The 21075-nt window shown below is 47.6% G+C and carries 15 protein-coding genes and 1 pseudogene; 2 read left to right on the top strand and 14 right to left on the bottom strand.

Features of this window, described 5'->3' with window-relative positions:
* Positions 1–56 precede the first annotated feature (56 nt).
* Positions 57–2867 (top strand): RCC1 domain-containing protein, encoded by a 2811-nt coding sequence (locus tag C0Q44_RS05995; protein WP_105406445.1) that lies wholly within the window; start codon positions 57–59, stop codon positions 2865–2867.
* Between the two features lie 140 nt (positions 2868–3007).
* Here C0Q44_RS05995 and rlmH read toward each other — a convergent pair whose 3' ends face one another.
* The 5 genes from rlmH to C0Q44_RS05970 form a co-directional block, all read right to left on the bottom strand.
* Positions 3008–3487 (bottom strand): 23S rRNA (pseudouridine(1915)-N(3))-methyltransferase RlmH, encoded by a 480-nt coding sequence (gene rlmH / locus C0Q44_RS05990; protein ID WP_105406444.1) that lies wholly within the window; start codon positions 3485–3487, stop codon positions 3008–3010.
* A 502-nt stretch (positions 3488–3989) separates the two neighbouring features.
* Positions 3990–4157 carry a CxxH/CxxC protein gene (locus tag C0Q44_RS05985; protein ID WP_017691462.1) on the bottom strand — a complete coding sequence of 56 codons (168 nt, stop codon included), beginning with the start codon at positions 4155–4157 and terminating at the stop codon, positions 3990–3992.
* Positions 4158–4363: 206 nt separating this feature from the next.
* Complete coding sequence (locus C0Q44_RS05980; RefSeq protein ID WP_105406443.1) at positions 4364–5335, bottom strand: MBL fold metallo-hydrolase; 972 nt, start codon at positions 5333–5335, stop codon at positions 4364–4366.
* Between the two features lie 399 nt (positions 5336–5734).
* Positions 5735–6259 (bottom strand): hypothetical protein, encoded by a 525-nt coding sequence (locus tag C0Q44_RS30745; protein ID WP_258166182.1) that lies wholly within the window; start codon positions 6257–6259, stop codon positions 5735–5737.
* 375 nt (positions 6260–6634) lie between these two features.
* Positions 6635–7909: a S1C family serine protease gene (locus tag C0Q44_RS05970; RefSeq protein WP_105406442.1), complete on the bottom strand. Its 1275-nt coding sequence runs from the start codon at positions 7907–7909 to the stop codon at positions 6635–6637.
* Positions 7910–8669: 760 nt separating this feature from the next.
* Between C0Q44_RS05970 and C0Q44_RS05965 the strand changes: the two genes are divergently transcribed.
* Positions 8670–8882 carry a hypothetical protein gene (locus C0Q44_RS05965; RefSeq protein WP_105406441.1) on the top strand — a complete coding sequence of 71 codons (213 nt, stop codon included), beginning with the start codon at positions 8670–8672 and terminating at the stop codon, positions 8880–8882.
* Here the strand turns inward: C0Q44_RS05965 and C0Q44_RS05960 are convergent.
* From C0Q44_RS05960 to dnaB, 9 genes and pseudogenes are all read right to left on the bottom strand, one after another.
* On the bottom strand, positions 8851–9657 hold the full coding sequence (locus tag C0Q44_RS05960) for an MBL fold metallo-hydrolase (RefSeq protein WP_105406440.1): 807 nt from the start codon (positions 9655–9657) through the stop codon (positions 8851–8853). The two genes, C0Q44_RS05965 and C0Q44_RS05960, sit on opposite strands and share 32 nt — an antisense overlap.
* A 6-nt stretch (positions 9658–9663) precedes the next feature.
* Entirely contained in the window at positions 9664–10407 is a 744-nt protein-coding gene (gene yycI / locus C0Q44_RS05955) for a two-component system regulatory protein YycI (RefSeq protein WP_105406439.1), read from the bottom strand.
* 283 nt (positions 10408–10690) lie between these two features.
* Positions 10691–11971, bottom strand: a complete 1281-nt coding sequence (locus tag C0Q44_RS05950; protein ID WP_105406438.1) for a YycH family regulatory protein — start codon at positions 11969–11971, stop codon at positions 10691–10693.
* Positions 11955–13805: a cell wall metabolism sensor histidine kinase WalK gene (gene walK, locus C0Q44_RS05945; protein ID WP_105406437.1), complete on the bottom strand. Its 1851-nt coding sequence runs from the start codon at positions 13803–13805 to the stop codon at positions 11955–11957. Before walK ends, C0Q44_RS05950 begins: the two co-directional genes overlap by 17 nt.
* A pseudogene (yycF, locus tag C0Q44_RS05940) lies at positions 13805–14526 on the bottom strand (response regulator YycF). The gene walK and the pseudogene yycF overlap by 1 nt, the downstream one beginning before the upstream one ends.
* A gap of 475 nt (positions 14527–15001) precedes the next feature.
* On the bottom strand, positions 15002–16534 hold the full coding sequence (locus tag C0Q44_RS05935; protein ID WP_105406436.1) for a peptidoglycan DD-metalloendopeptidase family protein: 1533 nt from the start codon (positions 16532–16534) through the stop codon (positions 15002–15004).
* A gap of 459 nt (positions 16535–16993) precedes the next feature.
* Positions 16994–17752, bottom strand: coding sequence for a hypothetical protein (locus tag C0Q44_RS05930; RefSeq protein ID WP_105406435.1), 759 nt, complete (start codon positions 17750–17752; stop codon positions 16994–16996).
* A gap of 224 nt (positions 17753–17976) precedes the next feature.
* The gene (locus C0Q44_RS05925) at positions 17977–19263 is read right to left on the bottom strand and encodes an adenylosuccinate synthase (RefSeq protein WP_105406434.1); all 1287 of its coding nucleotides are present in this window, start codon (positions 19261–19263) and stop codon (positions 17977–17979) included.
* 449 nt (positions 19264–19712) lie between these two features.
* A complete protein-coding gene (gene dnaB, locus C0Q44_RS05920; protein ID WP_105406433.1) occupies positions 19713–21074 on the bottom strand; it encodes a replicative DNA helicase in 1362 nt (453 codons plus the stop codon).
* Between the last annotated feature and the right edge of the window lies 1 nt (position 21075).

Genomic DNA, 21075 nt, shown 5'->3' with positions numbered 1-21075 from the left:
ATAGCGAAGCTGCATTATAAAAAAAGTCTAACCAATAAATAGGAGGTATATATAGAATGTATTTTTCTAACCGAGATTTAAAACAGAAATCTAAAAAAAGTTTTTTCTCAAAATTAATCATTGTCACATTACTAGTCAGCATCATTCAACCCATGTTGACCCACTCCACACATGTCTCTGCAGCATCTATGCAAGGCATATACTCTTTTGGGGCTGAGGGCAATGGGAGATTAGGCGTTTGGGCTTACAATACAACGATTCCGCATGAGATCGAGGACCTCCAAGACATTAAAGGAGTTGCTGCAGGGGCTTATCACTCCCTCGCTTTAACCACAGATGGCGATGTTTATTCCTTTGGGGCAGGAAACTCTGGACAACTAGGGCTCGGTAGTGATCTAGGTAGTAAACACACCCCTACAAAGATTGCTAATTTAGCTGAAGTCAAACAAGTCGCAGCCGGAAGGTCTCACTCCCTCGCCTTAACGGTTACGGGTAGCGTCTATTCCTTTGGCGGTGGTGGTGTTAACGACAACTTTGGGCAATTAGGGCATGGTGATTGGAGCGGGAAGAATACGCCAACGAAAATTGAGGGATTACCAGAGATTTCAGCAATTGCTGCTGGGCAGGATTATTCGCTTGCCTTATCTGTGACGGGTGAGGTCTATTCCTTTGGTAGAAATGACTATGAGCAATTAGGATATGGCGGAACTCAGACTAGCCCTAAAAAAATTGACGCTCTAAGCCATGTTACCGTAAAAGCAATTGCTGCTGGAAGAAATCACTCCCTCGCCTTAACCACCGATGGTGAAGTTTATTCCTTTGGCGCAGGAAGCTCTGGACAACTAGGGCATGGTAATACAATAAATAAGTTTAGACCTGAAAAAATCGCTGGTTTAACAGATATATCAGCGATTGCTGCTGGAGGAGCTCACTCCCTCGTCTTAACCACAGATGGCAAGGTGTTGTCCTTTGGTGGTAATGAATACAACCCTAGCCTCAACAATAACTATGGGCAATTAGGACACGGCGATACAATAAATCAGTCCAGCCCTAAAAGAATTGAAGCTGTAAACGATATTACAGTAAAATCGATTGTTGCTGGAAGCGAGAACTCCTTCGTCTTAACCGCAGATGGCGAAGTTTATGCCTTTGGTGCAGGGACGGCTGGGAAATTAGGACTTGGAACTACCAATAATGAGCTAACCCCTAAGAAAATGGAATTCGCAAAAAAGGTTACAGCAATCGCTGCTGGAGATGATCACACTCTTATGATGTCTACAATAGACAGCAAAATAGATCCTATAGATATTGTATATGATAAATATGTACAAGATGAAAATCACACAGACAAAACGATAAGTTTACAGTTGAATGGTCATTCCTTCACAGGCATTACGAATGAAGCAACCACATTAGTAGAGAATCAAGACTACACCGTCGATGGATCTAGCGTTACACTCAAAAAAGAATATTTGAATACCCTAGAAGTAGACATAGCTGCAACTTTGACATTCGCGTTTGATTCAGGCTTACCACAAAATTTATTGGTTTATGTAAATGACAGCACACCAGATGATGCAGACTTAACCGATCTCCAAGTGGATGGAACATCGGTGACAGACTTTGCTTCATACGAAACGGGTCCGTATGAAGTAAGTATCCCCTATACTCAAACATCCGTTGCAGTTACACATACAACATCCGATTCCGCTGCTACCGTTCAAGTGGCAGGAAACAAGAATCTTGTGGTCGGAGCAAATACCGTTACCGTTACTGTAATCTCGCAAAAAGGGACTCAAACAGTATACACGATTACCGTTACTCGTGCAGCTGCACCGACCGGTAATGGTGGTGGTAGTAATGGTGGTAGTGGTAGCAATGGAACATCAAGTGGTGGTGCCTCGACAACACCAACAACGCCGATTACCTCAACGAATGGAACCATTACAGTGCCAGTTGGTCGAGATGGCGAGATCAAGCTCGGTGGAGAGGTTACTGTATCCATCCCAAGTGGAGCCGCAGATCAACCTCTCACGATGACTATTGAAAAGCTGAAGGACATTGCAGCGCTTGAACAACAAGGAATCATCTTCGTCAGCCCCGTGTATGAGCTATTGAGTAATGTCCCGGGCAGCTTCAACAAGCCCGTCACTCTGACATTCCAATTCGATGCTAGCAAAGTAAAAGAAGGGCAGCATGCTTCTATCTACTACTACGATGAAAATCAACAACGCTGGATTGAGATTGGTGGTAAAGCAAATGGCAATACCATTACCGCAGCAGTCGATCGCCTTGCAAAATTTGCTGTACTGATCGTAGATAAGCAGCCAGATATAGCGTTTTCTGATATCGCAGGACACTGGGCAGAAGAACAAATTTATCAAGCTGTAGACCAAGGAATCGTGACAGGTTATTCTGATAAATCGTTCCGAGCGAATGCAAAGATTACACGTGCTGAATTTACAGTGATGCTAATGAATGCCCTCAAGCCGGCAGGAGATGGCCAAGCGCTCAGCTTTAGTGATAACGACAGCATTGGCGTATGGGCACAACGAGCCGTAGCTCAGTCTGTAGCGGCCGAGATCGTGACTGGTTACAACGATAGTACTTTCCGTCCAACCGCTAACATCACACGTTCGGAGATGGCAGCAATGATTGCTCGGGTATATGGATCAGGCTTGGCAACCGTAGATTCTACAGATTTTGCAGATGATAACGATATTCCAACATGGGCAAAGCCAGCTATTCAAGCCGTTAAAGAAGCAGGAATTACTCAAGGAATTGGAAACAACTTATTCGCACCTCATGCGACAGCAAGCAGAGCAGAAGCCATTACAATGATCCTGAATCTGCTCAAAGTACAGTAACGAATAACCGTCCCTAACATGAAGTAAATCAGAACACCTCCAAGAAAAGTCAACTATATCGTAAGATATAAGAGACCATTTGGAGGTGTTTTTTTATGTTAAACATTAGATCATACTGGATTTTCATTTTTAGCTTATCCCTACTTATGGTACGGTTCATTCCGATTTATCTTCACTGCGCGATAAATCTGTTCTACCAGCACCAGCCGCATAAGCTGATGCGGCAGGGTCATGCGCCCGAAGCTCAAGCGCTGCTTCGCACGGCGCAACACCTCATCGGAGAGCCCATGGCTTCCTCCGATGACAAACACGACATGGCTCGTCCCATACGTGCCGAGCTTGTCGATCTCCATTGCCAGCTCCTCTGAACTCCAGAGCTGGCCATCCAAAGCGAGCGCGACCACATGCGCCTCGCTCTTCACATGCGCGAGGATGCGTTCGCCCTCGCGCTCTTTCACCGCCCGAACCTCAGCTTCGCTCAGGGTATCGGGCGCCTTTTCGTCTGCGACCTCGATCATCTGAAACTTGATGTACGGGGCGAGCCGCTTGGCATATTCCTGAATGCCCAGCGTGAGATATTTTTCTTTCAATTTGCCTACGCCAATAATCTGAATAAACACGAAAAATCATTCCTCCTAAATTATCTTACTTGCGCAATATTCTATAAGTAAGATGCTTCACAGCATCGTTCGTTCCAACTGTAGTATACCTATACTACACATTTCTCCAAATTCTAACGAACCACACACACCTTATTCAGCCTCATTTCGGCTCCTTTAAAATCTAACGAATCTGAAACACGCTATCCCAGTCAAAACGAGCACTTCCCACCTCTCTTGAGGCCTTTTCAGTAATATAACGTGTCTACGATTCGTTAGATTTCAACCAGTCGGTATTTGCCACGAATAAGGTCCGTCAGGTTCGTTAGAGCTACTCGGACGATTCACACCCACGTCCCTAATTACTTCGTTGCCTACCAACCCCACCAATTCCCTGCACAAAGACAAAAAGAGCGCTCATCACGCTCTCTCTGCATCTTACTGTGATGTTCATACCGGATGGAAAGCCAGCCAGAAGCGCCACCTATAGTCACGCCTCCGTCCACCTAATTCCTACAGTACGCTAAACGACGAGGAATTCCGCATGCTGTTCGCACTCGGCGCACTTCGCAGGCGGGTCCCAGTCGGCAAATTCCGTCTCCTTCAGATCAACGATATCTGGAGCGTCCTCATACTCATCGACAAACATGTCGATGGCAATGTCCACGTGTTCTTTGCATACAACGTACATCCGTTAAGCATCCTTTCTGTAACCAGCTATGTTCCCGATTCACAACCGCGTATCCCATTACAGGATAGCCACTTCTCAGTTCTATCACACCTGCCACCGAAAAGAAACCCCTACACGCCTAATGAAAGCAAAAACATCCCTCCCGAATAACAGGATAAGGATGTTTGCCCTTTACTTATACCCTTTCCAAAAGTCCATCGTTAGACTCAAGGCCAAGAAATTTCGCCTTTAATTACCTGAGCGCTCGTCTCCAGATCGCCTGTATTCGTAAAGTCCGGATATGCTTTTTCCATGGCTGCAATCAGTTCTTTTGAATCTTTGGCTGTCTCTGCCTCTGCTTCAAACTTAGCAATATAATCACGGGTGAACGTAACACTGGATATATCCCCGACACTGGTACCCAGGTAATGACCTGGAATCACTCGCTCTGGATTCAATGCAATAATTTGGTCCAGCAGTTGGCGCCAGTAGTCACGGCTCTCTGGAGTTTGGTTATCTGCGATCCAGACGTGCGAATTTTCGTAGACAGGAACGCCACCAAGAACAGTCTTAATGGAAGGAATCCACAGGAACGTATGGGACGGATCAGAACCATCTAGACCGATAATCTCTACGGCTTCCCCATCTACGGTAAATTGAGCACCCTCAAGGACGTCCGGAACAATCTGTGCAGTTGGTGCATTTTCTTTCAGAATCGGATTCCAATAGTCATTCTTCACTTGAATTGTTTCCTTGATTCCTTCCACCGTTGCTGGAGTGGCAACAAATTTCGCATCAGGGAACGCCTCACGGATTACCGATAAACCAAAATAATAGTCCGGGTCCTTGTGACTGATATATACGGTGGTCAGTTCTTTACCCGTATCTTTAATCATTTTGACCAATTGCTCGGCATCATTCTTTTGGAACTGGGCATCAACGAGCACGACTTCAGTTGGGCCTTCAATCGAGTTTGATGAAACACCAAAAACGCTGTTTCCCCCAGGATTATAGGTGGTCACTTTCAGCTCCACCGCTGATATGTTTGTTTCCTCACTCTTTGTATTTTCAGCACCCGTAGCATTGGATGAAGATTCTGCCGAAGTTTCGGTTTTACTTGCTGTACCCGCACAAGCACTCAGAATTAACATGAAACATAGAACGAGCATAACGCCCACTGATGATCTTTTCGTAAACATTTAATTGATCTCCCTCTCTTTATGTCGTCGCCGTTTATCAATAACAATGTATCTAGCAATCGATTTGTTGATTTCTTATTCCGCCCCTATAGTCTGGTTGTACAATTGTTTCGACTAACATTAACATTCATTTAATATAATAATCCCCCTTCAAATCATTATGTGTAACTATTATAGTTACAACTTATATTTGTACTCATTATAGTTACAACTAACCGCATGTGTCAAGTCATTTATCCAGAAAAATCTATATCAAATAACATCTCCTCGCTACTCACAGACTTTATAAAATCACAAAAAAGCCAACCAGAAGTTTCTGATTGGCCTTCCCATATAACTCATCCTCCCTGCAATGTGCTTCATTCCACAGGGTCATATTCTTCAAATCCAATACTAATTTTAATTCAATCCCGACTGAGCCTTCGTTAACAGCTTGCCACCTTGAAAAGCAATAACAGCGTTGGCACCATTGCCGGCTGTGCCTTTATAGTTGTATACCACCATATTCTCCGCTTCACTCAGCGCTTCACCTTCGCCGCCTAGAATCTCGATAACATCTTCTACCAGCATGCCAACCTCAAGCTTCTCATACTGGGCAAACGTAATCAACACCCCGTCGCCTTTCCCCGCCGACCCATTGTTCCCTGGCACTACAGGTGTTTGGCCACCAGCTTCACCTACCGCAATCACCGTCGTACTCAGCTCACTCAACTTAGCCTCAAGCGCTGCGATCTTTTGCTCCTGCTTTCTGCTCTTGGCTCCCTGCTCCACCAGTTTCTTCTCAAGTCCTGCAATCTTCTCTTGCAAAGCACTTGTATCCACAGATGCCCCTGTTGTAGCTACCTCAGATCCACAGGCAGACAGCATAAACAGGGACAGTACCAAGCTCGTTCCCCCAAGCATCTTTTTCCTCAACCTTTTCATTACAAATACCCCTTCCTTTCTGAAATAAAAAATGTGATCGACAAACCGATGTTATTTGTACTAGCGACCGTCTCCAACATATTGACAACAGTTTACCACAGCCCGAGTCTGATGTATCTGCTCCTTTGGCTCCGGGTCTAACTGATCATGAGAACATAAAAATGGTTAATCTACTCATTTCCTGTCGAACGAGCACGCTCAATCCCTAGTACAGACAGTGTTATTTAGATACCCTGACTTATGTAATTACGAGCGGTCCAATCATATACATATTGCTTAACTACCAACTAAAAAAGAGTGGTCAGATATCTGATCACTCCTCTAGCATTGCCCTCTTTCAATCCAAGCAACGGTACACAGTCCGTTAAACATTCCCTATTCTGGCTTATCCGTCAGCTTCACGGATACCTTCTCCGCTTTGCCGTCCCGGTAAAAGGTCACTTCAATGGTATCCCCAATCTTTTTCTCATCGTATAGATATTTCCGCAGATCGAGCGTAGAGGTGATTTTTTGCCCATCAAACTCTGTAATGACATCATTTAGCTTCATACCCGCCTCGGATGCCGGACCCGATGCTTCCAGCACAACAACTCCGCTGTCCACGTGGGATGGCAGCTTCAGGTCCTTGCGCTGTTCATCATCTAGTGGTGCATAGGGATTGCTCAGATCCACCGTGTATACGCCCAGATACGGACGAGATACTTTGCCGTTCAAGAGCAGAGAATCAACGGTTCTCATCACTTCGTTCATCGGAATGGCGAAGCCGAGACCCTCAACGCCTGTGTCCGAGATCTTCATCGTATTAATGCCGACCACTTTGCCGTTCAGATCGACCAATGCTCCGCCGCTATTGCCTTCGTTAATCGCCGCATCCGTCTGGATCACATTTTGCTCCCAGTCGTATACGCCGTCCTGATTAATCGATACGGGCAGAATACGATCGGTGTAACTGACAATACCAGATGTCAGCGTGCCGCCCAGACCGAGCGGATTTCCGATCGCCAGTACCGTCTGGCCACGCTGAAGCTTACTGGAATCACCGATCTCTGCCACTGCACCCAGCCCTTTATCCTCTGCGGATAATACAGCAATATCACTCACGCGGTCTTTACCGACCAACTTTGCCTTGTGCGTCTCTCCGTCCACGGTCACAATCTCCAGATCACTCGCACCCTCCACCACATGGTGGTTGGTCATGATATAGGCCTTGCCATCTTCCTTTTTGAAAATGACCCCTGAGCCCAGTGCGGAATCCTCCATCGACAGGCTGCTGCCTGTTTTGTGATTCACAATGCTCACCACAGATGGACGAACATGCGCCGCTGCCTGAATAATCCGGTCATACGGATCAGCGATCTGGGATGTCTGTCCACCGCCTCCACCATTACCTGTAGCATTAGCCAGCGGTAACGATGTGGGCTGCATAATGAAGCTAAACAGCGTGACGGTCACGATGGAGCTGATCACCGAACTGATTACAGCTACTTTGACTGTGGAGCTGATTCCCGAACGCGATCTGCGCGGATTGCTCCAGCGGTCACGTCCACGTGCCCTGCCTCCAGGGCGAATGATCTGAAGTTTGCCTTTCTGTTCAGGTTCGGCGCGTCTTGATACTTTGGTTGAATAAAAATCGTCTCCAAACAATCCCATCGTGATCCTCTCCCCTTCGTTGTCACGCATCAAGACCCTGACTGCCGCCTAAGTTGTCGCATGGATCAACGATGATGTTCTTACGTTCTACACTCCAGTCACAGATGAGCCTCCAATTGCTGTCATTCACCAATTCTTTTGGACTCCCTTTTCCAAAGAAGAATTGTCCATAGCGTATGCTCTAAGTAGCTTTCTATCAAAAGCTTTCAGGCGAACGTTACGCTTCTCCAGCTTCGTTCTGTGCCTTCCGTTACGTGCGAACCTTGAATATCTCTCGTTTTCTCATGCTTTTTTGCATTTTCACAAAATGGTCTTTCATATCGCCGCACCCCAATATCAAATCGAGATACAGCGTCTATGTACAACAGAATGGACACGCCATCCTGTCAGTGACTCTATCAATCATGCTCTCGCATTCTACGACATGCCATTTCACACGCAAAACAGCCAAAATCACAATACTCCTACTATACTAAACACGTCAAATCCTAAAAAGTTGCATAATTACGTAGATTAACGCAAATTTCCGCTATAACGCGTTTAACAATAAAGGTCCATAGTATCTATCACCACAAAACCCGGTCCGCTAAGCGCCATTTTGGCAATTTAGAAGAACTTTTTCACTCCTGCATGGTCACAGATTCAGCATACACGCCCCACCACACAAATGTTAGCGGCAAAAAGAGGAATGTTTTCCACCAAGCCTGACTACAATAATAGTAAAAGACAATTCGAAGCTTCATAGAAGGAGGATGTATACATGGATCGTACACGTACAATTACTGCAATGGATGAAGTCCATATGGCGGCCAAGCTGGCCGATCTCAAGGAAGAACACTATCGTAATACCCTCGCACTCAGTACCATCATTGAACTACTTATTGATAAAGGCATCCTGACTCGTGAGGAAGTAGAGCGCAAAGCCGCCGAACTAGACAGCTTTATGGCTCACCCACCCTATCCCATGGTGTAGGACGGTCGTAATACGTATCACAGAGTTTGAACTCATGATCCTGATAAAAGCATCCACGGCTCTCCATCGCGTCGCGCACGGTCATTTTCGCCAAGTCCATCATATTATGATCCCGGCTAAGATGTGCCAGATACGTGCGCTTGATGCGTCCGTTCATCAGTTCACTGAGCGCTGCCCCAGCCGCTTCGTTCGACAAATGCCCGATGTCGCTCAGAATTCGGCGCTTGGTGTTCCACGGATAACGTCCCATGCGCAGCAATTCGACATCATGATTCGCCTCCAGCACCAGTACGTCCGAATCCGCAATCGCATCGCGGACCTTGTCACTCATATAGCCGAGATCCGTTGCGACCGACAGTTTCTCACTGCCATCATCGAACGTGTACCCTACCGGTTCAGCCGCATCATGAGAGATGCCGAAAGATTCCACGCGCAATGAACCAAAATCATGCTTTTCACCCGTTTCAAACACCCTGCGGTTCTCCTCTGGAATGCTCCCGACCGACTTCTCCAGCGCCGCCCACGTATTCAGATTCGCATAGATTGGTAAATTATATTTCCGAGACATCGCGCCTAGTCCTTTAATGTGATCAGAATGTTCATGTGTAACCAGAATCCCGTCCAGCTCTGCCCCAGAAATCTCCCTTTCCTGAAACAGTGCATCCAGTCGCTTCGCACTTAGACCTGCATCAATCATGAGAGATGTGCCTCCATGCTGAATGACCGTGGCATTGCCTGTCGAACCGCTGGATAACACGGTAAAATATATCCCCATAACGCATTACTCCCCTGGTTTGTCTGTCTTGGGACTGAATACATCCCCACTGATGCCCTGCACGTACAACACTTCGCCACTTTCCAGCACGAACCGCCATGCCGGCATCGCCACCTGTATATCTGAATTGAACAACTGGCCGTAATAGCCCAGCTGAATATCTTTGACAATCGCATCATTTGGCAAAAAGTTCTCGATCAGCGTTCCCAGCGCCTTCGACGCCGGAAGCACCTGCTGATCGCTCTCCTCTGCGGTCGTAATCCGCACCGGAGTCTGACGGTAACCCGTTATTTTCTGGTCGCTGTAGAATAGCTCCAGACTTACATTGAAGAGCGGCCACTTGCCATCCACAAGCGGATGAAGCACAAAGGCCCCGTCCACGGCCATCAGCTGATCCAGCCGATAGGTGCCGATCTGCGGTATCTCACTTTGCAGTGCATCCTCCAGCTCGCTCTGCGAGAAGATCAGCTTGCTATCTACAGGCTGCTCCAGTTCCACATCAACGCCCGCCTTATCCTCTTCAATGAACTCATAGGACAACTTGGGCAACTTCGGCGTTTCATTCGGGATGGGAGCCAGCACCTGAATGCCCTTCTCTTCCATCGCCTGCTGCGTATTATCTGCCAGTGAGGTGAAGTCCAGATTGGCTCCGGCCGTCTCCCGTGCATCCATCCAGATCTGATATCCCAGCACCAGATTAAGCAGCAGAAAGGCATAGATCAACACATTTTTCGCCCGTCCCCAATCCAAAACTTTCACCTCTCTCACTTAACTGGCTAAAATACTTTCAAACACTCTTGGATAATTGATCTCTATCCACGTTACCTGCTCGCTAACGAACTCCACACGCCTTATTTGCCCTATTTTCCGCAAGTTTGTAATCTAACGAATCTGAGAGAAGTTATTTCTATCATTTGTAGGCATTCCATCGGTTTTCACTCGTTTTCTGCCGGAATAACGTCGCTGAGGTTCGTTAGATTTTGCATTTAAGGCTAATTCGGCATTTAAGGCGTGTCAGATTCGTTAGCCGTTATCAAGATACGGTGGTTTCCTCACCGTTACCGAAGCGGATGACCCATACCGGGATCAGCTTCAGTCCGTCCTCGATTGTAGAAGGACGATACGCCGGATACACATCCACGACCTGGCGATTCTTGCCCGTTACCTTTTTAATTAGAGCCTTCAGCTTATCACCACCAGGCAAGTTCACCGACTTCTTCGTCTCTTCACCTTCATTCAGATATTCCAGTGATCGTTCATAACTGGACACTGTCTCCTGCTGCATCTCCATACTGATCGTGCCGAAGCGGAACTGCATCGAATCCAAAATCGGGAAGCTACCGTAATACTGCTGGAACTGAAGCTGTGTCTTGCTGTCAGCCGTCTTCAACATCATGCGCGACCTTCCTTTCCAGCCGCCATGCTGATTCACAAAATCAACTGCGGACAGCGCATCCTTGGCTGGATCAATCTGTCCCGCAGGTGGTGCAGCCGGATCGGTATAGCTGATCCAGCGCTGTTCCTGTTTCACTTGCAGACTGCGTTTGCTGTCCGTGTAGATCTCCGATCCATCCTTTTCCCGAATATTACGGGTCATGCTTGGATCGAAGAACAGGCTACGCTGCATCTGCTCCACAGTGAACTGGCCTGTAGGCACAACGGCTTCAATCGTCTCCAGCGCTTCTGCCGGGATATAATATCCACCGTCCATCAACGTATATGGCGTCCAGCTCGTACCAAAGTCGACATGCTGCTGCACGTCTTGTACCGTCAGGTCTGCCTGTGTTGCTTCATATACAACGTCTCCCTTGGCACTGAAGAACAGTGCATGGGCTTTTGTTTCGTTTTTTGCCGTATAGATCGAGATCCGGTTAATCGTCTCCCCTTGGAAGAGAGAGTCTGTACCCAGACGCATTACCCGCTGCAACAACGCAACCGGTATGCCTTCCTTGAACGAAAGTTCAAATCCGGGGTTCTCCTTGCGAAGCTGATTCCAGTTCACGGATTGCACACTCCGGCGCTGAAAATCATCAAACGCCCGCCCCTGTAACCGGGAATAGATCAACTGATAGAACGTGTTGCCAGGGTAGAACACGGTATGTTTATCCTCGCCCAGATGAATAATCATCTGATCTGGGAAGATCAATTCTTCAATATTACGTTCCTGACCCATATTCTCCGTTTTCACATAGTTCGTCTCGGAGGTCACAATAGAATCTCCACCTCCCGGCAAACGGTAGATCAGGAAATAGCTCTGCACCAGACTAGCTACAACAAGGGTAGCGAGCACCAGGGATTTAATCCGTTCCTTCATGGTGCTCACCCCCTTTCTCCCGCATCGGCAGCGTGAACGTTACCGTTGTACCGACGTCTACCTCGGACTCCAGAGAGATGCTGCCATCATGTGCCTTCACAATTTCCCGGGCAATGGACAGTCCCAGCCCTGTGCCTCCCATGCTGCGGGAACGAGCCTTGTCCACCCGATAAAACCGCTCAAAAATACGATCCAGATCCCGCTGTGGAATACCCATTCCCGTATCCGATATGGAGATGGCAAATGCATGTTCGTCACTGCGTCTGGCTGTAATCGTGATGGTGCCGCCTTCCAGCGTATACTTCAGCGCATTGGACACGACATTATCCAGAACCTGATCTATCTGGTCGCGATCCAGCGGAATAGCCGGAATATCATTCTCCACAGACAGCACAGACTGAATATCCTTCTGTTGCATCTGGAATGAGAATCGATCCGTCACTTCCTCCAACATCTCCAGAATGTCGGTTGGCTGCTTGCGTAGCAGGGCTTCCTTGGAGTCGAGCCGGGACAAATGAAGCAGATCCGTAACCAGCCTGATCATCCGCTCCGTCTCATTCTGAATGACGCCCACGAAGCGCCCGGCAAGCTGAGGGTCCTCCAGTGCACCATCATCTAATGCTTCCGCGTAACTCTTGATTGTGGTCAAGGGTGTACGAAGCTCATGGGATACATTCGCCACGAATTCACGTCGGGATGCTTCCAGCTCTTCCTGCTCCGTCACATCCTGAAGCACAGCAATGGTTCCGGTAATCCCCAACTCACGCCGATGAACCGGTGTGAACGTCATACGAATGACCACAGGCTCTTCTTGCCCCGCTGGTGCAATCTGTAACAGCGTTGAACCTGTGAAACCACTCGCGAGAGCTTCCGCATCCTCCGGATCAATGCCGAGCAATATAGCAAAATGCCTTCCTTCAATATCCGCAGGACGCATACCCAGAATGCTACTGGCACGACGGTTGACCAGAATGACTTTGCCATACTCGTCCGTGGCTACCACGCCATCACTCATATTGGTCAGGATGGAGGTGAGTTTTTCCTTTTCCTCTTCATTCTGAGAGAGTGCATCCCGAAGCCTGCTGGTCATATAGTTAAAAGCCCGACTGAGCTGACCAATCTCATCCGTGCCGAATACAGGTGTCTGCTGATCAAAGTTACCTTCTGCGACAGCTGTCGCCCTTCGAGTTACTTCCTTAATGGGCTGTGTGATCGTATGGGACAGAATGACGCCAAGCACCGCCGTTAACACCAGGGCAATCAGGATACCGGAGATGAAGATTTTGTTAATACCCTCCATCGTAGAATACAGCTCGTTCATGGATGCCGCGATGTAGACCGCACCAATGATTTTGCCGCCGGACAGAACCGGCTTGGCGACAACCTTTTTGCGAACATTATCCTCGTCTACGATATATTCCTCATTGTCCCGGATGCCTTGCAGCGCACGGCTAACGACGGTCTGGGTATTTTTGCGCCCAACATAATCCGAATGAGAACTTAGCGAGGTTGTCAATACTTTGCCACTGGCATCCAGTACCTGAATCTCGGCACCGTTAATGTTGAACAGATTGTTCACCAGCACGCGCAGATTTTCCGCCTTGTCCTCGCCAGCCTCTACTTCTCCACTCGCCATCGTCTCGCCTACGAGAACCGACAACATCTCCGCACGCGCCTGCAGATCTTCCGTAAAATTGCTCGTCAGTGAGTTCTTCATCGCACTCACAAAATAAACGCCGATCAATTGCATCGCAATCAGGATCAGCAGTACATAGATAATAATCAATTTCGCCTGAATCGTTCGGAAGAACGAGAATCGCGAGAATCGGCTCATTATATGCTCACGCTTTTGGCACTACGCACAAGATAACCCAGCCCGCGGCGAGTCAGAATCGTTTCCGGTTTGCTCGGGTTCTCCTCAATCTTCTCACGCAGTCGGCGAATGGTTACATCCACCGTACGTACATCACCGAAATACTCATACCCCATACCGCTTGTAGCAGATGTTCCCGTGTCATGACTTTACCGGAATGTTTCGCCATGTAATAGAGAAGTTCGTATTCGCGGTGGGTCAGGTCCAGTGGCTCCCCGCCTTTGTAAGCCGTGTACATGTCCATGTCAAATGCCAGATCGAACAGCCTCATGACCTGTCTTTCCTCATCTTCTGGCGCCTCTGCCGTATTAGCAGGCTTCTGCCGTCTGCGCATCTGTGCCTTCACCCTTGCGAGTAGCTCACGCGTACTGAATGGCTTCGTTACATAGTCATCCGCACCCAGCTCCAGTCCGAGCACCTTGTCAATCTCGCCATCCTTAGCTGTGAGCATAATGATCGGCATCTCCAGATGAGCACGCACCTCGCGACATACATCCATACCGTCCTTGCCCGGGAGCATCAGATCCAGCAGCATCAGATCCGGTTTCTCGGATAACGCCAGTTCAACTGCACGAATGCCATCAAATGCACAGATGACTTCGTATCCCTCTTTTTCCAAATTAAACTTCAAAATGTCCGCGATGGGTTGTTCATCGTCCACCACCAAAATCTTTCCCTGCATCGGCTGAATTCACCCCTATATCCTGCTTGATCCGCGCTAGCGGCTTATATCTCTCTTCTATGTTCAGCTTATACCAAAGCCTGGTTGATTGGTTTCTCTATATAAGTTGAACTAACGATTATTTACACTCACACTACGATGACAGAACAACCTTCCAATCACTGTTACCCCCAGATTTTTTCGATTCCCTTTTCTCAAGGGAAAATCCGGGGATAGCGTATGCTTCCGATGCAGCTTTCTTTCAGAAAGCTTTTAGGCGAAAGCTTCGCTTTTTCAGGTTTTTTCTGTCCTCTCCGTTATCGTGTAAATGATTAGTTCAACTTATATGCCTTGTTGTGTATAGTTTATAGTTTAACATACCTGAAGCACCGTCACATCCCGATCTGGGGCTTGGAGGTCTTTCATTGAAGATATTTTTCAGCAGCAAAAAAAAGGCCAGCTTCTCAGCCAACCTTGTTCTCATTCAAGCTCTATATTAGTTCAGATACGTCATCGGATTCTCCGCTGTACCGTTCTTCAGGATTTCGAAGTGCAGATGTGTCCCGGTCGAGCGCCCCGTGTTACCCATAACGCCGATGCTCTCCCCTTTTTCAACCACTTGTCCAACCTTTACACCGATACTGTCCAGATGTCCATACAATGTTTCATATCCATTACGATGGTTAATAATGATGACATTCCCATAGCCACTCTTCTGTCCTGCAAAAGTAACCACGCCTTCATCGGCTGATTTCACATCCCGATTACCTACCAGATCGACCCCTTTATGCTGACGACCCCAACGCTGTCCATAGCTGCTGCTCATGGATGCATTCGATACGGGCCAAGCAAATTCACCTGTACCTTCACCAACGACTTTCGTTCCGCTGAGAACCACTTCGGTTACGGCTACCTTGATCACTTCCTGACCAAGCCACTCTTCCTGAACAACTTCACCGTTTTCCTTCGTAATACGGTACTGCATACTTTTCAATCCGCTTTGTCCTGGACGCACGACTTTGGTTGTGCCTGCTTTCAGTTCAGCACTTTTGCGTACTTCCACTTGCGGTTTAATCTCAATCTGCTCCATAACCTGCTCAACCGATTTAACGGTAACGGCTGGTTTGGGCACAGTCAGGGTCAGTTCGTCTCCAATTTGCAGAGACGTTTCCTTAATACCTGGGTTATGTTTGCGAATCTCGATTTGTGTAATTTCATACTTGGAAGCGATCGAAGAGATCGTATCTCCTTCACGAACAACATAAGTTACAGGCGCGTCTTTACCAACGGTTAAAGCTTTAACCGCCTCGGACACATCCCATATTTTGTTCGGATCAGCCTTCACTACATCCGTCGCCACATCTTCCTTGATACCTACCGACTTCAGTGTTGTGCTCGGTCCCTCGTCTTTCTTCGAGGAGTTAGCCGATACCGACTTCGTCTTCAGCGAACTTCGCACAGCCGACGCCGATATGTATTGGTTTTGAACTTGTTCCAGAATCGCGTTTGCGGTTGCCTGATCCTTTACAATGCCAATAACTTCACCGTCTACCTTGAGTTCCACACCTTTGGCATAAGCCGTCAGCATATGGCTCAGTTTATCCAGCGTTTCATCACTGTTCACTTCAGGTTTGTACGCTTTTACCGTTTCGGTCGTGATGCCATCCGTGTTCAGCACCATTTCCGCATCCGGATATTTATGTTGATATTCCTCGGTTTTGTCTGTAAACAATTGCTGTAATAGCGCTTCATCTGCAATGGTACCAATCTCGCTACCTTTAACCAGTACCTTATAATACGGGACCGTGTTGGCGGTAACATATTGATTGCCCGCGAATCCAGCCGATGCTGCGATGAACACACCGCATGCTACTGTAATGATCCATTTGCGCGAGGCCAGAACGCGCTTCTTATTTAGACTGAAGTTGGACATGCTCATGTTGTTTTTGTCTTCGGCCGTCCGGTGTTCTCCGGATTGTTCGTGTACCCGGTCTTTGCCCGGTTGGCGTATGCCTCTGAAACCTTTCATGATTCTCTCCTTTTCAGCACTTCTCAGTTCGCATTTCTGTCAGGACATCACCCATCGTGTTGTCCCATGCTCGTTGAATACTTTTGTTTTGGGTGTCCGCAAATCAGGACTTTAGCTGCGCTCTTAAAAGTGTCAAAATCTTAACCTTTTATCACACCCGTATACTTTAACACAGATTTTACACTCATTTCAACTTTATACGTCACAAGCAAAGCCGCGCCACTCCTGGTTTCTCTGAAACATCCATAAGTTAACAGACTTATTCCTTCCCCCAGTATGCCTCAACTTCCGCTGTATTATGTACTTTCAATCCCTATTTAAGACTAGGTTCTAAGACCCACTTAAACCTGCTTTTATTTTCGTAAAAACACAAAAGAAAATCCTCACCAGATTAACTCTGATGAAGATTTCCGTTAACGATTGCCTTTATTCTATGACTGCCACAGGATCATCTATATATCACTCCACTTTCAGAACCTCCATGAGATTATCGTATTCTTCACTGGTCAGATACTTCGAGATCACCTGTTCAATGTCACGCAGTTCCTGTTCCGTCAAACCACCTTCCATCGCACCCGAGATCTGCTGCATTTCCTTCTGCGGCAGCTTGTTCATGAGCAGGCTGAAAATCTTTTCCTTCTCCTCCACTGGCAGTTTATCCTTCGCACCTGTGATATCATCCGGCGATACTACGATGGCATCATTACCTGTGGAAGCATTACCACTATTGGTTGCTCCGTTTCCGTTTCCGTTTCCGTTTCCGTTTCCTGAAGCTGCTGAACCGCTACCTTCCGCTTTTCCTGAATCGGTACCTGAACTTGAGCCTCCGTCCAAATCTGTTCCCGAACCCGCTCCCTCGCTCTCAGTGGTCGGGCTGTTGCTCTGGGACGTACCGTTGCCTACGTCTACGCCAGATTTACCACGCTCTGACCCGTTCCCCATAACCGATATGGCATCTTCCGGAACCTGTTCCTTCTCCGCTCCGGTCGGCTGATCCTTCGTGCCATTTCCCGGTTGGTCTCCCTCACTGGCTTTGCCACCGAGCGCACCCTGGAACATGGCAGTGAGTCCCATCGGTTGACCTTCCCATTGAATATTGAAACTCGCGAGCAGGGATTTCGCATAAGATTGTACAATTAATCCGGTCGTAAGCAGGGTCAGTGAACTGACCAACAATACGGTTAGCACGATTTTGACAAACCACACAAGCAACTTCATGTCCGTTTCTCCCTCCGATTATCCCACCCGTCTAGCATGTGCATGTCGGGGTCTGGACTCTACTGTTAACCAGTATTGACGGAAATCTCGGGATTATATCCGAAAAGTATACAAAAAACCTCCAGTCATCGCTATAAAAGCAACAATTGGAGGCTTAACCTGCCTGAGATCGGCAGACTAACATCATTTATAATTCAAGAAACAATCTCTCTTTATCGGTTCAATTATTCGTAGATAGGAAGAACCTGATTCGTCTGCTCACGATTACGACCAACGGAGAAGATGGCAATTGGAATATTCGTCAGCTCAGACACACGTTTTACATAGTTCTGTGTGTTCACTGGCAGGTCTTCCAGTTTCTTCGCTCCAGTGATATCTTCGCTCCAGCCTGGAAGTTCTTCGTATACCGCTTCACATTCAGCCAGCATTTTGAGGCTTGCCGGATAGTGTGTGATAATCTCGCCACGGAATTTGTACCCCGTACAAATTTTCACCGTTTCCAGACCGGACATCACATCCAGTGAGTTCAGAGAAAGGCCTGTGATCCCACTAACACGACGTGCATGGCGAACAACAACACTGTCGAACCAACCCACACGACGCGGGCGTCCAGTTACGGTACCGTACTCATGTCCAGTCTCACGGATTTGGTCACCGATGGCATCATGCAGTTCCGTTGGGAATGGGCCATCTCCTACACGCGTCGTATAGGCTTTCGCTACCCCAATAACTTGCTGGATACGAGCAGGGCCTACACCAGAACCGATACATACGCCACCGGCAGATGGATTGGAAGAAGTAACAAACGGATAAGTTCCTTGATCAAGGTCCAACATCACGCCTTGTGCGCCTTCAAACAATACTTTTTTGTCTTCATCAATGTATTCGTTGAGCACAACGGATGTATCACGTACGTAAGGACGCAGAATTTCTGCGTATCCCAGATAATCCTTCAGAATCTCTTCCACATCAACAGGCTCGCCGTTGTAGACTTGCTGGATGATCCGGTTCTTTTCTTTGACCAGATGGCGCAATTTCAGTTCGAACTCTTCAGCATCAAGCAGGTCAACCATCCGAATGCCGATCCGAGCTGATTTGTCCATGTAACATGGGCCAATACCCTTACCCGTTGTACCAATCTTGTTCGGGCCTTTGCTCTCTTCTTCGAGTGCATCCAGTACCATGTGATACGGCAGAATGATATGTGCACGCTCACTGATGGACAGGTTCTTTGTTGTAAAATCATTATCATGAATATAATTAATTTCTTCGATGAGTGCCTTCGGGTTGATAACCATTCCGTTACCAATGACACACGCTTTATCCGTGTAGAAGATACCTGATGGAATCATCGTCAGTTTATATTTTTTGTTATCAATCAGAATCGTATGACCCGCGTTATTACCACCTTGATAACGAGCCACTACATCAGCGCTCTCCGCCAAATAATCCGTGATTTTACCTTTACCTTCGTCTCCCCATTGCGTTCCCACTACAACTACCGTTGACATAGTTAACATTCCTCCGTGGGTGCCTTGCGCACCTTTGTATTGGTCTGTCCGTCCTCTATCCCGGCAGGAATTTTTATCGCAAAAAACCGGCGGAGAAGCGTGCTAACGGACAGTGAAAAGCTCCTTCCGTTACATTCAAGGGAAGGTTTGTGCTGCTTTAACGCAGCAGTATTAGTGTACCAGTCCCCATTTTCAAAGTCAAATCAAATGGCGAACAATTAGATATAGTACAACTATAATGTTCGGAATTAAGCCAATATATCGACACAAAAAACCGGAGACTTCAGTCTAAGCTTGCTTGACTGCGATCACCGGTTCATGAAATCCTATTTCATAGCGAATCTATATAGGGTATTTATAACCCTTGCTTGAGTTCATATACTCTAATCATAGATATCTTCGGGACAGACAATATTACTCCCCTGATCGGAGCGCATAGCGCCTGTCCGCTACATCGCAAAGGCGTCATTGTGCGCCCTCTCGTAATTGACGAATTTATTAAAGTTTTTCAGAAAGACCAGCTCCACCGTACCTACCGGACCATTACGCTGCTTGGCGATAATAATCTCGATAATATTCTTCTTCTCGGTATCCTGGTTATAGTAGTCATCCCGGTACAGGAACGCTACGATGTCAGCATCTTGCTCGATCGAACCTGATTCCCGCAAGTCACTCATCATCGGACGTTTGTCCTGACGTTGCTCTACACCCCGGCTCAGCTGGGACAAGGCAATAACCGGAACTTCCAGTTCCCGGCCAATCTGTTTCAGGGTACGTGAAATCTCGGATACCTCTTGTTGACGGTTCTCCCCAGCTTTACCACGTCCACTAATCAGTTGAAGGTAATCGATCAGGATCATGCCAAGGCCTTTCTCTTTCTTGAGACGACGGCATTTGGCACGAATATCAGCTACCGTAATCCCCGGCGTATCATCAATATAGATGTTGGCTTCTGACAAGGCAGCAATGCCCATCGTCAGCTTCTGCCAGTCTTCATCACCCTTGAAATCACCCATACGCATCACACTGGCATCCAGGTTAGCTTCTGCACAGATCATACGTTGCACCAGTTGGGCAGCTGACATCTCCAGACTGAAGATGGCAACCGTCTCCTGCGCACGAATAGCGACGTTCTGAGCGATGTTCAAGGCGAAGGCCGTCTTACCTACAGAAGGACGAGCCGCGACGATAATCAAGTCGCTACGTTGGAACCCGGCAGTCATCTTGTCCAGATCGATAAAGCCAGACGGAATCCCCGTTGTGGTTCCCTTATTCTGATGAAGTGTTTCCACACGGTCGAATACTTCCATCAGTACGTCCTGGATGGCTATAAAACCACTACTGGAGCGACGGTTGGAGATCTCCAGAATGCGACGTTCAGCTTCTCCCAGCATCCCTGCAACATCTTCGCCGCTTGTATATCCTTCGCTCACGATCTGTGTTGCCGTACGAATCAGGCGACGCAGCATCGATTTCTCTTCGATAATCTGAGCGTAATAGTCTACGTTCGCGGCTGTAGGTACACCATGGGCCAGCTTAGACAGATAACTTACGCCGCCAATGTCCTCCAGCTCACCTTTATCCTTCAGAAGAGAAGTAAGTGTCACGAGGTCAATCGGTTGATTTCCCTCGCCAAGCTGAATCATCGCTTCATAGATTAATTGATGGGGTTTATCATAGAAATCCTCGGTTTGCACCCGTTCCATCGCTGTAATCAGGGCCTCACCCTGCAACAGGATTGCACCCAGCACGGCCTGTTCGGCTTCCAGGTTCTGCGGGGGAATCCGGTCGAATGACATTTCGCCGCCCATC

Origin of the sequence: Paenibacillus sp. PCH8 (genome assembly GCF_002968835.1) — a bacterium.
In the GTDB taxonomy this organism is placed as follows: Bacteria; Bacillota; Bacilli; order Paenibacillales; family Paenibacillaceae; genus Paenibacillus.
Note: the sequence above shows the minus strand (reverse complement) of the source record. Positions and strands in the feature narration are given on the sequence as shown.

What these genes read in the sequence shown, in the direction of transcription:
- C0Q44_RS05925 (WP_105406434.1), bottom strand. Translation starts at nt 19,263, where the DNA reads ATGTCAACGGTAGTTGTAGTGGGAACGCAATGGGGAGACGAAGGTAAA.
- walK (WP_105406437.1), bottom strand. Translation starts at nt 13,805, where the DNA reads ATGAGCCGATTCTCGCGATTCTCGTTCTTCCGAACGATTCAGGCGAAA.
- C0Q44_RS05935 (WP_105406436.1), bottom strand. Translation starts at nt 16,534, where the DNA reads ATGAAAGGTTTCAGAGGCATACGCCAACCGGGCAAAGACCGGGTACAC.
- C0Q44_RS05985 (WP_017691462.1), bottom strand. Translation starts at nt 4,157, where the DNA reads ATGTACGTTGTATGCAAAGAACACGTGGACATTGCCATCGACATGTTT.
- dnaB (WP_105406433.1), bottom strand. Translation starts at nt 21,074, where the DNA reads ATGGGCGGCGAAATGTCATTCGACCGGATTCCCCCGCAGAACCTGGAA.
- C0Q44_RS05980 (WP_105406443.1), bottom strand. Translation starts at nt 5,335, where the DNA reads ATGTTTACGAAAAGATCATCAGTGGGCGTTATGCTCGTTCTATGTTTC.
- C0Q44_RS05930 (WP_105406435.1), bottom strand. Translation starts at nt 17,752, where the DNA reads ATGAAGTTGCTTGTGTGGTTTGTCAAAATCGTGCTAACCGTATTGTTG.
- C0Q44_RS05950 (WP_105406438.1), bottom strand. Translation starts at nt 11,971, where the DNA reads ATGAAGGAACGGATTAAATCCCTGGTGCTCGCTACCCTTGTTGTAGCT.
- C0Q44_RS05965 (WP_105406441.1), top strand. Translation starts at nt 8,670, where the DNA reads ATGGATCGTACACGTACAATTACTGCAATGGATGAAGTCCATATGGCG.
- C0Q44_RS05995 (WP_105406445.1), top strand. Translation starts at nt 57, where the DNA reads ATGTATTTTTCTAACCGAGATTTAAAACAGAAATCTAAAAAAAGTTTT.
- C0Q44_RS05960 (WP_105406440.1), bottom strand. Translation starts at nt 9,657, where the DNA reads ATGGGGATATATTTTACCGTGTTATCCAGCGGTTCGACAGGCAATGCC.
- C0Q44_RS30745 (WP_258166182.1), bottom strand. Translation starts at nt 6,259, where the DNA reads ATGAAAAGGTTGAGGAAAAAGATGCTTGGGGGAACGAGCTTGGTACTG.
- C0Q44_RS05970 (WP_105406442.1), bottom strand. Translation starts at nt 7,909, where the DNA reads ATGGGATTGTTTGGAGACGATTTTTATTCAACCAAAGTATCAAGACGC.